The sequence below is a fragment of the Nocardia sp. NPDC052566 genome, from assembly GCF_044547285.1.
Classification (GTDB): Bacteria; Actinomycetota; Actinomycetes; order Mycobacteriales; family Mycobacteriaceae; genus Nocardia.
Genome location: NZ_JBIUAF010000001.1, coordinates 260210 through 273557, shown reverse-complemented (window position 1 = coordinate 273557; position 13348 = coordinate 260210). Strand labels below are relative to the sequence as shown.

The following is a 13348-nucleotide window of genomic DNA, read 5'->3' as shown; positions in this document are numbered from 1 at the left end:
TTTGCACCGCAAGCGCGGTGGGGTATGACTAGGCTCGATAACGGCGAGCAGCCTGAACGCACGACCATCCCGACATACCCGTCGAAAGGGGCAGGAGTTTCCATGTCCGAGGTGTCCATGAGCCTTTCGGCGGATTCGCTGAACGCGGGACCGGTCGACAACCTGCTGCCGCAGCTTGTCGAACATCTGCGGCAGAACCGCACCGCACTGCGTGAAGTGTGGGCCCGGCGCATCACCGACGCCCAGCTGCTGACCGCCATGACCCCGGAGGAGATCTTCTCCGAGGCGACATCGGTCTACGACAACTACGTCGAGGTGCTCGAGACCGGTAGCGTCGAAGCGCTGCAGGCCTACGCGCGCGATCTGTCCGAGCGCATCATTCCAAGAGGAGTCGAAACCGACGAAATCCTCGGCATCGTGCTGCTGCTGCGCGACGTGCTCGCGCGCTCGCTGTTCGAGAAATATCAGACCGACTTCCAGCTACTCAACGCGGTACTCGACGCGTACGAGCCCGCCGCGAACCGCATCGCCAACACGGTGGGCGTCTCCTTCGTCCAGGAGCGCGAGCGCGTCATCCGCCAGCAGCAGGAGGCGATCCGCGAGCTGTCGACGCCTGTTCTCCAGGTGCGCGAGCAGCTGCTGATTCTGCCCATCATCGGCGTGCTGGACAGCCAGCGCGCGCGTCAGCTCACCGAACAGCTGCTGCGCGCCATCCGCGCCAATCGCGCGAAGGTGGTCGTCATCGACATCACCGGTGTGCCGCAGATCGACTCCACGGTGGCCAACCACCTGGTGCAGACCGTCGACGCGTCCGGACTGATGGGTGCGAACGTCATCATCACCGGCCTGTCCTCGGAGATCGCGCTCACCCTGGTGACCATCGGCCTCGACCTGTCGAAGATGAACGCGGTCGGCGACCTCCAGGGCGGTATCGAAGAAGCGGAACGCCTACTGGGCTACGAGGTTTCGCGCGTGAACGAACGGGTCACCGAACGCGACGGGCGCTGACCAGGCGGGCACATGCCGGTACCTATTCTCAAGCAGGGCACCTACCTCATCGCGTCGGTCCAGTCCGCACTGACCGACGCCGATACCGAGCGCCTGCAGGACGACCTGATGAAACAGGTCAGCAGATATCGCGCGCACGGGATCATCGTCGATGTCACCGCCATCGATGTGATGGACTCGTTCGCCGCGAGATCGCTGCGCACCATCGCGCATATGACGCGGCTGCGCGGCGCCGAAACCGTGATCGTCGGGCTGCAGCCGGAAGTCGCGTTCGCCATGGTGCAACTCGGGCTGACGTTCGAAGACATGCACACCGCCCTCGATCTGGAAGAGGGCCTGGCCTGGTTGAACCGCAAGACAGCCCGCCACCAGCGAGACGGTCGTGACAGTGGCCGCTGAGAACGTGGTGATCGCGGTACGGGTGTCGGAGGACATCGTGACCGCACGTCAGGCCGGACGCGAACTGGCAGCCAAACTCGGCTTCTCGCTGACCGACCGCACCATGATCTCCACCGCGATCTCCGAAATCGCCCGCAACATCACCAGTTACGCGAGCAGCGGCGAAATCCGCCTGCTCGTCGAAGACCGTGAGGGCCGCCAGGCACTGGTGGTCCAGGCCGAGGACCAGGGACCGGGTATCCGAGATATCCCGCGCGCCTTGGAAGACGGCTATTCCACCGGACGCGGGCTCGGCCTCGGCCTGCCCGGCGCCCGGCGACTGATGGACCGGCTGACCATCGACTCGGCGCCCGGACGAGGCACGTTGGTGGAGATGTGGAAGTGGGTACCCAACGGTGCATGAGGACGGGTTCATCGGCCGAATCGAGTGGGCGGTGGCCGGTCGCGCACTACCGGGCCAGCGCGTCTCCGGCGATCGTTGCGTCGTACTCGACGCGGGCGGGGGCGCCGTACTCTTCGCGGTGCTCGACGGCCTCGGGCACGGTGCGCCCGCCGCCGACGCCGCCGACCGGGCCGCGCAGGTGCTCGCCGAGAACCGCGCCGAACCATTGGACGTGCTGATGGTGTTATGTCATCGCGCGATGGCCGACACCCGTGGTGCGGCAGTGTCTTTGGCGTTGTTCGGACAGGGTGACGCGGTGCGCTGGCTCGGCGTCGGCAACGTCGAGTCCCGGGTACTGACCGTCGGGCCGGTCGGGCTCACCGTCCGCGCGACCGTGCTGCTGACCGGCGGCATCGTCGGCTATCGACTACCACAGAACCTGCAACCTCAGACGGTGGCGGTGCGCCCGGGTGATCTGCTGTTGATGTCCACCGACGGCATCGTCGCCCAATCCGCCGACGGCATCGACCTTTCCAAGTCGACCGCGGAGATCACCGCCGACATCCTCGCGCGCCACGCCAAGGACACCGACGACGCCCTCGTGCTCGCGGCCAGGCATCGTGGCGGAACGGTGGCACCGACGACATGAGCGAGCGAAGCGAGCGAACAATCAACACAGCTACGCATGTACTCAGGGCGGAGCCGAGCGCCAGCGAGGCGCAGCCATGAGTACGGTACTGGCGGCTTTTCTCGACGACTACGCGAATACCCTTCGGCGGCATCTGGATTCACCGAATCAGTCCAGCCTCTCCGAGGGCCACGAGCTCGGCCGCCGCGCCCTGGTGGAGGGCATCAGCCTGCTCGATCTCACCGAAAACCACTACCGGGTCGCCGCGGTGGCGATCCGGCCCGACGCCGATCCGCGGATCGCCGAGGCGGCACTGGAATTCCTGCTGCAGACCTTGGCCGCGCTCGATATCGCCACCCGCGGCTATTTCGACAGCGCCCGCCGTTACGAGCAACAGCGCACGCGCGCAGACCATTTCGCCGGCCGCGACGCGTTCCGCACCGCGCTGGTGGAATCGCTGCAGGACGGATTCTTCGTCGCCGACGCGCGCGGCACCATCGTGGAGACCAACTCCGCGTTCGGCGCACTCACCGGTTACGGCGCCGCCGACGTGCCGTATCCGCTACCGCATCCGTGGTCCATTCCGGAGGGACCGCGCTACCCCGATCTCGGCACGGAGGCACAGCGTTTCGTGCTTCCGGTCCGTCATCGCGACGGCCGCACCGTCTGGCTCGCGGTGAGTACGAGCGCGCTGGTCGAGCCGGAGAAGAACGAGCGGATCTTCGTCGGCACCATCCGCGATGTCACCGCCGAACACGATGCGCAGGCCCGCGATCAGGCCGCGTCGCGGCTGGCCACCGCCGTCGGGGCGGCCACGAGCGTGGTCGAGGTGCTCGCGGTCGGGCTCGACGAGTTGCGCCGCACCGTCGGCGCGCAGACCGCGGTGGTATCGGTGTGGCCGAGCAGACATCTCGGCCCCGAGGTGTATGTGTCCGGCGCGGAAGGCAATTCGGAGGCCGACGGCAATCTGGACGCGCGGGCGCGTGCGCTGCTCGAGCGCGCGCGACGCAGACCGGGCCGCACCCTGTTCGCCATTCCGGAGGGCACCGATTTCTCCGAGGGCATCGTCGCCCCGCTCGGCGAAACCGGTGACGCGGCACTGTGGTTGCGCTTCGCCGCGCCGCGCGCCATCAGCGCCGCCGATTGGACGCTGTTCTCTTTGCTCATCGGACATCTCAGCCTCGCGGTGCAGCGGGCCCGCAACTTCGATCAGGCCCGCGCCACCTCGCTGACGCTGCAGCGCGCCATGCTCGGGCCGATCGAACTGCCGCCGCGCTTCTCGGTGCACTACGAACCGGCGCTGCCGCCACTGGAGATCGGCGGCGACTGGTACGACGTGGTGCCGCTGCGCGACGGCACCATCGGCGTCGTCGTCGGCGACTGTGTCGGGCGTGGCCTGTCCGCCGCCGTGGTGATGGGCCAATTACGCACGGCCGCACGGGCTTTACTACTGCGCGGCGCGGGCCCGGCACAGCTGCTCGCCGAACTCGACACCGTCGCGGCCCGCATTCCCGGCGCGATGTGCACCACGGTCTGCGCCGCGGTGCTCGATCCGGTGCGCGGGCTGGTCCGCTACAGCAGCGCCGGACATATGCCGCCGATCCTCGCCGATGTCGATACCACCGGGCGACTGCTCGAGGGCGGGCGCTCGGTGCCGCTGGCCACCTTCGATCCGCCGCGGCGACCCGAGGCCACCACCGCGCTGGCGCCGGGCGCCACCCTGGTGCTGTTCACCGACGGGCTCGTCGAACAGCGCGGCGTCGATATCGATGAGAGCTTCGCCAAGATCTCCGAGGTACTCGCCGACACCTCGGGCAAACTGCCGCGCGAGGTGGCCGACGCGGTGCTCTCCCGGCTGCGCCCGGCCGCGGGCTACGACGACGACGTCGCCATGGTGGTGTATCGGCAGCCGCCCGCGCCGCTGCGCATCGAGGTACCCGCCGAGGCGGGTCAGCTCGCCGGACTGCGCAAGCTATTGAAGGCCTGGCTCGCCGCCGCCGCGGTACCGCACGATCTGGCCTCGGATCTGGTGGCCGCCGCGAACGAGGCGTGCAGCAACAGCATCGAGCACGCCTATCGCAACGGCGCGCGCCCGGTGGGCAGCGGACGCGCGAGCACGGCCACCGCGCCGAGCGCGACGGAGGTCGGCCGGGTCGAGCTCACCGCGCAATGCGATACGCAGACCGTGATCATCGAGGTCACCGATACCGGACGATGGAAGCCGAGATCGGTGGATCCGGGACATCGCGGCCGCGGCATCGATATGATGCGAGCGCTCACCGAGGATTTGGTGATCGAGCATTCCGACGTCGGGACAACGGTCCGCATGTGGGTCACGTTGCCCGCGATCACCTTTCCCACCGCCAACCCGATCCGCGGCACCAACCGATAGGTATTCAGTGATGACGATTCGGAGTTTCTCACCCGGCGATGCAGCGGAATTCGGCACTTCATGGCAGATTGGGATGCTGTGACCAACACTTCCGGAGACGCGTATCCCCTGGCGGACACGATGACCACCTCCATCGCGGCGCGGGACGGCGCCACGGTGCTGACGGTGACCGGCGAGGTCGATCTGGCGACGGCCCCCGCGCTGGAGACCGCGATCGAGGCCATCCTCGGCGGTAAGCCCGCTGCACTGATCATCGACCTGACCGCGGTCAGCTTCCTCGCCTCGGCGGGGATGGCGGTGCTCGTGGCCGCGCACAAGCGAGCGGGCGCGGCGACATCGATCGCGGTGGTCGCCGACGGACCGGCGACCAGCCGCCAGCTCAAGATGACCAGCCTGGATCAGGTGTTCTCGCTGTATAGCACGCTGGACGAGGCATTGGCCGCGTTCAACTAGATACGGCCGCGCTGGAATCGAATCGAAGGGCCCCGTCGTCCCGGCCGATGCCGGAGCGACGGGGCCCCTTCGGTTTCCGCGTCAGCACCCTCAGAGCAATCCGCGCAACCGCTCGATGAGCTGCACGCGATCGGCCGCGGTCGCGGCCATCGGGACGACGTTCAGCGCGGTGACGCCCGCCTCGCGGTAGGCGGCGATCCGCTCCTTCACGAAACCTTCGGGCCCGACCAGCGAGACGTCGCGCGCCAGCGCGTCCGGCACCACCTGCGCGGCCTCGTCCTTCTTGCCCGCCAGGTACAGCTCCTGGATCCGGTCGGCCTCGGCGCCGTAGCCGTACTTGGTCGCGAGGGCGTGGTAGAAGTTCTTGCCCTTGGCGCCCATGCCGCCGATGTAGAGCGCCAGATGCGCCTTCACGAAGCCGAGCAGCGGCTCGACGTTGTCGCCGATCGCCAGGAACGGGCCCGCGTACACGTCCAGTTCGCCCAGCGCCGGATCGCGCTTGGCCTTACCGGCGTCGAGCGCTTCGCCCCAGATCGCCTTGGCGTGCTCGGGCAGGAAGAAGATCGGCTGCCAGCCCTCGGCGATCTCCGCGGCCAGCTCGACGTTCTTCGGGCCGAGCGCGGCGAGCAGCACCGGAATGCGTTCGCGCACCGGATGATTGATCAGCTTCAGCGGCTTGCCGAGGCCGGTGCCCTGCCCGGCGGGCAGTGGGATCTGGTAGTACTTGCCCTGGTATTCGAGCCGCTCGCGCCGCCACACCTTGCGGCAGATCTCCACCAGTTCCCTGGTGCGCCCGATCGGCGCGTCGTAGGGCACGCCGTGGAAGCCCTCGATCACCTGCGGGCCCGATGCGCCGAGGCCGAGGATGAAGCGGCCCTCGGAGACGAAATCCAGGCCGGCTGCGGTCATCGCGGTGAGGCTCGGGGTGCGGGTGTAGAGCTGCAGGATGCCGGAGGCCAGCTGCAGGCGGTCGGTCTTGGCCGCGAGGTAGCCCAGCGCGCTGACCGCGTCGAACGAGTACGCCTCGGGCACGAACGCGACGTCCAAACCGGCCCGCTCGAGATCGGCGACCTCCGCCGCCGCCTCCTTGAATCCGCCCGAGTAGTTGATGCTCAATCCGATCCGCATAGCAGTCAACATAGCGGTGTCTATCGACCGGTGGTGCGCAGCCCTCGGGTATCTAACCGTGCAGCCTTTCGAGCACACTCTGATACTCCAGCGTCGCGTGCACCGCGAACACGATGCCGGACAGCGCCATCAGCGCGCCGGTCGTCGCCGCCACCCGCCGGATCCGGGTCCACCGCCCGCGAAAGCGCCGCTCGACCAGTGGCAGCGCGACGAGCACCGTCACGGCGAGAATGATCGCCTGAAGGTGGGACCACACCACGGTGTCCCCGTTCCAGAACAACGCGAGGTAGTGATCGATGACCTTGGGGCGCTCGCCACTCGACCACTGCACCACCCGCAGCGACGCGAGCAAAGCCAGCTGGGTGCCGATCCACCAGAACACCGTCGCCACCACCAGAGCCGCTACGCCGACTACGCCGAGCAGAATCGGCCGTCGCTTCCGGCCCGCGAGCATCGTCATGGCGGGCAGGCCGATCACCAGTGCGACCGCGGGTCCTACGGACAGCGGACCGACCAAGAGCAGGACGAAGGTCGACGCCCGGAAGATGACCACCACGAGTACGCCGCGTAGCTCAGGGAAGAACTGGGTCGCGATCAGCCCGACCAGGCAACCACCGATCAACGCGATGACAATCAGCGCGGCAATTCCCGCGGCGATCGACCGAACGATATCCCCCACCCGCACTGGTCGACCGTCCAATTCCGCATCACGGACCTGATCGAACTCGTGCACTGAATCTCTCACGGCGACACTGTATTCGACGGAGTCGACAGCGCCGGGCGCCGACGCGTAACGGTCGGCAAATAGGTGTAGCGGGCGATGCGCCATCCGCGATATTTCGGGTAGACCGCAAGCGCGGCAGGCGATCGTCGGCCGTCGTGATGATCTATGCGGCCGGGAGAACGGAGCGTCCGATGAGGTCGGAGAACACCCCCGAGAAAATTCCTGATGGCGCCGGGGACGGCGGCGGCGAGACCCAGGGGACGACCGAGCCGCCGCCGACCCGCGACTGGATCAAGTTCGATTCGGCGATGAGTGATGCCATGCCGCAGGACCTTTCGGACGAATAGTGCCCGATGAGTGATCAGGGCAAGGAGTACGCGGCGTTCATCGCCGCGGAGCTGAAGGTCGAGCACGAACGCCGTGGCACGGTCAACAGCCGCTCGGCCGCCGCGCTCACCGCCGTCACCGGGTTGGTTACCGTGATCGTCGCGGTGTTCACCCTCGTGTTCGGGCGGGAGTTCACCCTCGCGGGCAGCGCGAAGGTCATGCTGGTGATCGCCTTGTTCGCGATGCTCTGCACCGCGGGACTTTCCCTGTTCGCGGGGCTGGCCAAGACGTACGACACCGCGAGTACCGACACGATGCGCGCCATGGTCGACTCCCATTGGACCGACTCGGAGGTTTCCGCGCGCAATATCACCGCCTACTGCAATATCCGGACGCTGGAGACGCTGCGGGCGGGCACGAATTTCAAGTACCGAATCCTGTTGATCGCCGGGCTTTTTCAGATGGCGGCCGTGTTCGCGCTCATCCTCTGCGTCGCATTCGGCCTCGGTGTCGCCGCGCCGGAGGACATTCCGTCCGGCGTCACGACGGGTGCGTTGCGGGTGGTGACCGTGCTGCTGCTGATTCTCTGAGCCCGATCGGCCGGGCGCAGGCAGGGACCCGGTAGCGTGAGGCCCGGTAGTTTCCGCACTCGCCGAAGAACGAAAGGCCCCCATCACCGTGTCGCAGCCGACCTCATTCGGCGAGGCCACCCTCGCGCAGTACCTGTCCGACCTGGCCGCGAAGATCCCGGCGCCGGGCGGCGGCGCGGTCGCCGCGCTGCACGCCGCGCAGGGCGCCGCGCTGGTCGCGATGGTCGCGCGCTACACCACCCGGGCCAAGGACGCCGAGCACCGGCCCGTCGTCGACCGGATCATCGAGGCCGCCGACGCCGCACGGGCGCGCGCGCTGGCGCTGGCCGACGCCGACGCGGCCGCGTTCACCGCGGTCGGCGCCGCGTACAAATTGCCGAAGGACACCGACGAGCAGCAGGCCGCGCGCACCGAGGCGATCACCGCCGCGCTGATCACCGCCGCCCAGGTGCCCGCCGCCGTGGTCGACGAGGCCGACGAGGTGCTCTCGCTCGCCGCCGAGCTGCTGCCGATCGGAAACCCCAACGTGGTCACCGATATCGGCGCGGCCGCCGATGCCGCCCGCGCGGCCGCGGCGAGCTCGCAGCTCAATATCGAGATCAACGTGGCGTCGCTGCCGGAGGCCGAGGGCGACAAATTCGCTACCGTGCTGCTGCGCATCGAGGAGATCACGGCACGCGCCGACGGCCTGCACGCGGATGTCGTGCACGTCGTGCGCGGCTGAGACCTCATCGATCGGCGGCCGCACCAACCCACGGGCTCACCAATCGGCGGTCAGCACGATTTTCCCGCGTACCCGGCCGGATTCGCTGAGCCGATGCGCCTTCACGATCTCGGTGATCGGTAGCACCTGGTCGATATCGACCCGCACCAGGCCGTGATCCACCAGTGCCGCAACCTCTTTCAGGTCGGCGCCGGACGGGGTGACATAGAAGCGTTCGTAGCGCGGATCGGCCTCGGCGTCGTTGCCCTGGAAGTCGATCAGGCGGCCGGTGGGTCGCAGCACGCGCGCCGAGCGTGACCCGTAGTCGCCGCCGACGAGATCGAGGACGACGTCGATGTCGGTCGCGACCTCGGTGAAATCGGTTGTGCGGTAATCGATCAGCTCGTGCGCGCCGAGCCCGCGCAGGAATTCGTGGTTGCCGGCGCGCGCGGTGCCGACGACGTGCGCGCCGCGATGCACCGCGAACTGCACCGCGAGGTGCCCGACCCCACCGGCGGCGGCGTGCACGAGCACCCGCTGCCCGGCCCACACGTCGCGCAGCGACTGCCATGCGGTCAGCGCCGCCGCCGGCATGGCCGCCGCGACGGTGTGATCCAGGTTCGCCGGTTTGGGCGCGAGCGCCTCGACGGGCGCGAGGACGTACTGCGCGTTCGCGCCGAACGCCATGCCGAAGACCGCATCACCCGGCGCGAAACGGACCACCTCCGCGCCGACGTCCTCGACAACGCCGGAGACGTCGAGCCCGAGGATGAACGGCGGGTCGCCGAGCTTGCGGATCTCGCCGGAGCGCAGCTTCCAATCCGCGGCGTTGACGCTGGTCGCGGCCACCCGCACCAGCACATCCCCCGGACCGGGCACGGGCCGATCCCGGTCCACGATCTCCAAAACCTCAGGGCCACCGAATGTTTTTTGCGTGATTGCGAGCATGCGTTCGATTCTGCGACGCCTTAGTATCCATTCGTAAGTAGGCACTTTTGTGAAACCGAGGTTCCCGATGGATACCGTCTGCGGCTGGTCCGCCTCCCCCGACCTGGTTCAGAGCTACCTGAAGAACTGCCCGGCCAGGGAGTTGCTGTCCGTGCTCGCCGACAAGTGGGTGCTGCTGGTGCTCGGCACGCTGCGCTCGAACGAGGGCCCGGTCCGGTTCAACGACCTGCGCCGCCGCCTGGACGGCATCACCCAGAAGATGCTCACGCGCACCCTGCGCAACCTGGAGCGCGACGGGCTGGTCCAGCGCCGGGTGTATCCGACGGTGCCGCCCCGGGTGGAGTACTCGCTCACCGATCTGGGCGCCAGCCTCGGCGAGCTGAGCCATGCGATGGGCGTCTGGGCGGTCGAGCACGAAGACCGGATTCGCACCGCCCGTGCGGAATTCGACGCCGCCGCGGCGGCGGATCCGGAACCGGTGCGCTGAGCCGAGGCCGGACCGTAACCTTTTCGCTGATCTTGATAATCCGGAGCGGCGTAGACTGGTCCTTTGCGAACCCACACCGGCTTCGAAGGGGTGGCAGCTATGAGGAGCGCTTTCCGGCACTTGTTCCTCGTCATAGCGGTCGTAGCGCTAGCCGCATTCGGCTCGGGCGCGGCGATGGCAGCGATGATCGCAAGTCCACCAGGTCCCGCCGTCGCCGGGATCACGCCGTCGAACGGCGAACTCGTCGGCATCGCGGCGCCGGTGACCGTCCGGTTCGGCGCCGACGTCACCGATCGGAGCCGTGCCGAACGCTCGCTCGTCGTCGGGACGCGGTTGAACGGCACGTTCTCCTGGAACGGCGACCGGGAACTGCGCTGGACGCCGAGCGAACTCCTGCCCGCCGACACACTCATCGGTGTGCAATTCGGCCGTGCACGCACCGAATTCCGGACCAATGCGGGTGTCAGCGGCGAGGGCGATCTGTCGGCGCACACCTTCACCCTCAGCATCGGCGGCCAGGTGGCCAGGGTGATGCCCGCGTCCTACGGCAAACCGGGCTGGGAGACGCCGACAGGTACCTTCCCGGTGCTGGAGAAGGCGCGCTCGGTGGTGTTCGATTCGCGCACCATCGGCATACCGCTGAGCTCACCCGAGGGTTACGTCATCAACGGTGAATACGCCGAAAGGCTCACCTGGAGTGGCGTTTACATCCATTCGGCGCCGTGGTCGGTCGATTCGCAGGGCAATTCGAACGTCAGCCACGGCTGCATCAACCTCGCGCCGGACGACGCCGCATGGGTGTTCGACACGATCAACGTCGGCGATCCGGTGTACCTGCACTGGTGATCCTTCGGCTGCCCGAGTGTGTAACTCACGCGGCGATGCTCAGCGCGTCGTCGCGGGAAACCAATGCGGCATAACGACCTTCACGCGCCATCAGCTCGGTATGCGTGCCGCGCTCGGCGATTCGCCCACGGTCGAGGACCAGGATCTGGTCCGCATCGCGGATGGTGGACAGGCGGTGCGCGATGGTGATCGTGGTGCGGCCCGCCGACAACGCGTCGATGGCGGCCTGTACCTCCTGTTCGGTGCGGGTGTCCAGCGCGCTGGTCGCCTCGTCGAGCACCAGGATCGGCGGATTTCGCAGCACGGCACGGGCGACCGCGAGCCGCTGTTTCTCGCCGCCGGAGAACCGGTAGCCGCGCTCGCCGACCAGGGTGTCGTAGCCGTCGGGCAGGCTCGCGATGTGCTCATGGATCTGCGCGGCGCGGGCGGCGGCGTGCAATTCCTCGTCCGTGGCATCGGGTTTCGCGAAGCGCAGGTTGTCGGCGACCGAGGCGTGCAACAGGTACGTCTCCTGGGAAACCACACCGACCGCACGGGCCAGATCGGCGAAGGACAGGTCACGCACGTCGATTCCGTCGATGGCGACCCTGCCCGCGGTGACGTCGTACAGCCGCGCCATCAGGTAGCCGAGAGTGGTTTTGCCCGAGCCGGTTTCGCCGACCACGGCGAGGCTGGTGCCCGCGGGCACGGTGATGTCGATGTCGTCGAGCACCTCCCTGCTGTCCGCGCCGTAGGAGAAGCCGACATGCTCGAAACGCACCTCGCCCTCGGCGCGGGCCATGGGCACCGGCCGCTTCGGCTCCTCGATATCCGGTGTCAGGTCGAGGTATTCGAAGATCCGGCCGAACAGCGCGAGCGAACTCTGCACCTCGACACCGGTGTACAGCAGCGAGACCATCGGCCGCAGCAGCGTGGTCTGCAGGGTGGTGAAGGCGACGAGCGTGCCGATGGACACCATGGGGCGACCGGCGGCCACGGTGAGCCCGGCCGCCCAGTAGATGACGGCGGGCATGGCCGACATGACGATCTGGATGGTCGACTGCCGCCACCGGCCCGCCATGCTCGAGCGGATCTCCAGATCCACCAGGCCGCGCGACTCCTTCGTGAAATCATCGACCAGCGCGGGCGAGCGACCCATGGTGCGGCCCAACAGGATTCCGCTCACCGACAGCGATTCCTCCACGATCGCCGACATGCCTGCCAGCTGCTGCTGGCGCTGTCCGGTGATCCTGCGGCGCTCGTCGCCGACCCGCCTGCTGATCCAGACGAAGAACGGCAGCATGACCAGCGAGACGGCGGTCAGCCGCCAGTCGAGCGCGATCATCGCGATGACGGCGGCGACGACCGTGGTGAAGTTGGAGACCAGCGAGGTGGCGGTGGAGGTCACCGTGGACTGCATGCCACCGATATCGTTGGCGATCCGCGACTGCACCTCGCCGGTGCGCGTCGCGGTGAAGAACGCCAGCGGCATCCGCTGCAATTGCGCGTACACCGCCGAGCGCAGATCGTGCATGACCTCCTGGCCGACGGCCGTGGACATGTAGGTCTGCAGTACACCGAAGACGCTGGTCAGCGCGGCGACCGCGACCATGCCCGCGGCGAGCAGCGTCAGCAGGCCGGTCCGGCCGTGCGGCAGCGCGTCGTCGAGGATCGCGCGCAACATGAACGGCGAGGCCAGCGCGACCACCGAGGACAGGCCGACGAGCGCGGCGACGACGGCGAGCCTGGCGCGATAGGGGCGGAAGAGCCGGACGATCCGGCCGAGTTGAGCTGGGGGCTGCATAGGCGCCTCCTTCCGGGAGATACCCGCTATAACTGAGTATGGCTCACAATTGTTCCTTGAAACAATGAGTTATCCTCAGAGTCATGGAGCGCAGCCCCGATCCCGATCTGCCCGAGCTGTTCCTGCGCACCGCGAAGCGGATCCGGCGCAACCAGATCGAGCGGCTCGGCCCGCTCGGCCTCACCCCGGGGCAGGCCCGCGCCCTCCGCGTCATCGCCCGCACCGGGGAACCCCTGAGGATGTCCACGCTCGCCGAGCACCTCGGCATCGTCCCCCGGTCGGCGACCACGGTGGTCGACGCGCTGGCGGCCGCGGGTCTGGTGACCCGCGCGCCCGACCCGGCCAGCCGAAGGGCCACCCTCGTGACGCCGACCGAAGCAGGCCTGGCAACCCTCGCCAAGATGTCCGACGCGCGCCGCCACGCCGCCGAGGAACTGTTCGCCACGCTGTCCACCGAGGAGCGCGACACCTTGCGCGGGCTACTGGCCGCGCTGAATACCACCGCGCCAACCGCCTAGCGCGGCAGCGGAATTCAGCGCACGGTGTCGAC

The 13348-nt window shown here is 68.1% G+C and carries 16 protein-coding genes; 12 read left to right on the top strand and 4 right to left on the bottom strand.

What is annotated here, in order from left to right:
* Positions 1-102: 102 nt before the first annotated feature.
* The 6 genes from ACIG5A_RS01225 (at position 103) to ACIG5A_RS01200 (ending at position 5262) form a co-directional block, all read left to right on the top strand.
* Entirely contained in the window at positions 103-1008 is a 906-nt protein-coding gene (locus tag ACIG5A_RS01225) for an STAS domain-containing protein (RefSeq protein WP_397236379.1), read from the top strand.
* A 12-nt stretch (positions 1009-1020) separates the two neighbouring features.
* Positions 1021-1407: an STAS domain-containing protein gene (locus ACIG5A_RS01220; RefSeq protein WP_397236377.1), complete on the top strand. Its 387-nt coding sequence runs from the start codon at positions 1021-1023 to the stop codon at positions 1405-1407.
* Positions 1397-1810, top strand: a complete 414-nt coding sequence (locus ACIG5A_RS01215; protein WP_397238766.1) for an ATP-binding protein — start codon at positions 1397-1399, stop codon at positions 1808-1810. The genes ACIG5A_RS01220 and ACIG5A_RS01215 overlap by 11 nt, the downstream gene beginning before the upstream one ends.
* The gene (locus tag ACIG5A_RS01210) at positions 1803-2438 is read left to right on the top strand and encodes a SpoIIE family protein phosphatase (protein ID WP_397236375.1); all 636 of its coding nucleotides are present in this window, start codon (positions 1803-1805) and stop codon (positions 2436-2438) included. Before ACIG5A_RS01215 ends, ACIG5A_RS01210 begins: the two co-directional genes overlap by 8 nt.
* Before the next feature lie 76 nt (positions 2439-2514).
* Entirely contained in the window at positions 2515-4809 is a 2295-nt protein-coding gene (locus ACIG5A_RS01205) for a SpoIIE family protein phosphatase (protein WP_397236373.1), read from the top strand.
* A gap of 120 nt (positions 4810-4929) precedes the next feature.
* Positions 4930-5262: an STAS domain-containing protein gene (locus ACIG5A_RS01200; protein ID WP_397238764.1), complete on the top strand. Its 333-nt coding sequence runs from the start codon at positions 4930-4932 to the stop codon at positions 5260-5262.
* A gap of 90 nt (positions 5263-5352) precedes the next feature.
* Here the strand turns inward: ACIG5A_RS01200 and ACIG5A_RS01195 are convergent, their stop codons facing one another.
* Entirely contained in the window at positions 5353-6390 is a 1038-nt protein-coding gene (locus ACIG5A_RS01195) for an LLM class F420-dependent oxidoreductase (protein ID WP_397236371.1), read from the bottom strand.
* A gap of 52 nt (positions 6391-6442) precedes the next feature.
* The gene (locus ACIG5A_RS01190; RefSeq protein WP_397236369.1) at positions 6443-7135 is read right to left on the bottom strand and encodes a hypothetical protein; all 693 of its coding nucleotides are present in this window, start codon (positions 7133-7135) and stop codon (positions 6443-6445) included.
* A 134-nt stretch (positions 7136-7269) separates the two neighbouring features.
* Between ACIG5A_RS01190 and ACIG5A_RS01185 the strand changes: the two genes are divergently transcribed.
* The 3 genes from ACIG5A_RS01185 (at position 7270) to ACIG5A_RS01175 (ending at position 8755) form a co-directional block, all read left to right on the top strand.
* A complete protein-coding gene (locus ACIG5A_RS01185; RefSeq protein WP_397236367.1) occupies positions 7270-7461 on the top strand; it encodes a hypothetical protein in 192 nt (63 codons plus the stop codon).
* 6 nt (positions 7462-7467) lie between these two features.
* Positions 7468-8031 carry a hypothetical protein gene (locus tag ACIG5A_RS01180; RefSeq protein WP_397236365.1) on the top strand — a complete coding sequence of 188 codons (564 nt, stop codon included), beginning with the start codon at positions 7468-7470 and terminating at the stop codon, positions 8029-8031.
* An 82-nt stretch (positions 8032-8113) separates the two neighbouring features.
* Positions 8114-8755 (top strand): cyclodeaminase/cyclohydrolase family protein, encoded by a 642-nt coding sequence (locus tag ACIG5A_RS01175; protein ID WP_397238762.1) that lies wholly within the window; start codon positions 8114-8116, stop codon positions 8753-8755.
* Positions 8756-8791: 36 nt separating this feature from the next.
* On the opposite strand, the gene ACIG5A_RS01170 is transcribed toward ACIG5A_RS01175, so the two are convergent.
* Positions 8792-9682 (bottom strand): NADP-dependent oxidoreductase, encoded by an 891-nt coding sequence (locus ACIG5A_RS01170; protein WP_397236363.1) that lies wholly within the window; start codon positions 9680-9682, stop codon positions 8792-8794.
* Between the two features lie 67 nt (positions 9683-9749).
* Here ACIG5A_RS01170 and ACIG5A_RS01165 point away from each other — a divergent pair, with 67 nt between their 5' ends.
* Positions 9750-10169, top strand: a complete 420-nt coding sequence (locus ACIG5A_RS01165) for a winged helix-turn-helix transcriptional regulator (protein WP_397236361.1) — start codon at positions 9750-9752, stop codon at positions 10167-10169.
* A 99-nt stretch (positions 10170-10268) separates the two neighbouring features.
* Positions 10269-11015 carry a L,D-transpeptidase family protein gene (locus tag ACIG5A_RS01160; RefSeq protein WP_397236359.1) on the top strand — a complete coding sequence of 249 codons (747 nt, stop codon included), beginning with the start codon at positions 10269-10271 and terminating at the stop codon, positions 11013-11015.
* 25 nt (positions 11016-11040) lie between these two features.
* Here ACIG5A_RS01160 and ACIG5A_RS01155 read toward each other — a convergent pair whose 3' ends face one another.
* Entirely contained in the window at positions 11041-12798 is a 1758-nt protein-coding gene (locus ACIG5A_RS01155) for an ABC transporter ATP-binding protein (RefSeq protein WP_397236357.1), read from the bottom strand.
* Positions 12799-12881: 83 nt separating this feature from the next.
* Between ACIG5A_RS01155 and ACIG5A_RS01150 the strand changes: the two genes are divergently transcribed.
* Positions 12882-13316, top strand: a complete 435-nt coding sequence (locus ACIG5A_RS01150) for a MarR family winged helix-turn-helix transcriptional regulator (RefSeq protein ID WP_397236355.1) — start codon at positions 12882-12884, stop codon at positions 13314-13316.
* Positions 13317-13348: the final 32 nt, after the last annotated feature.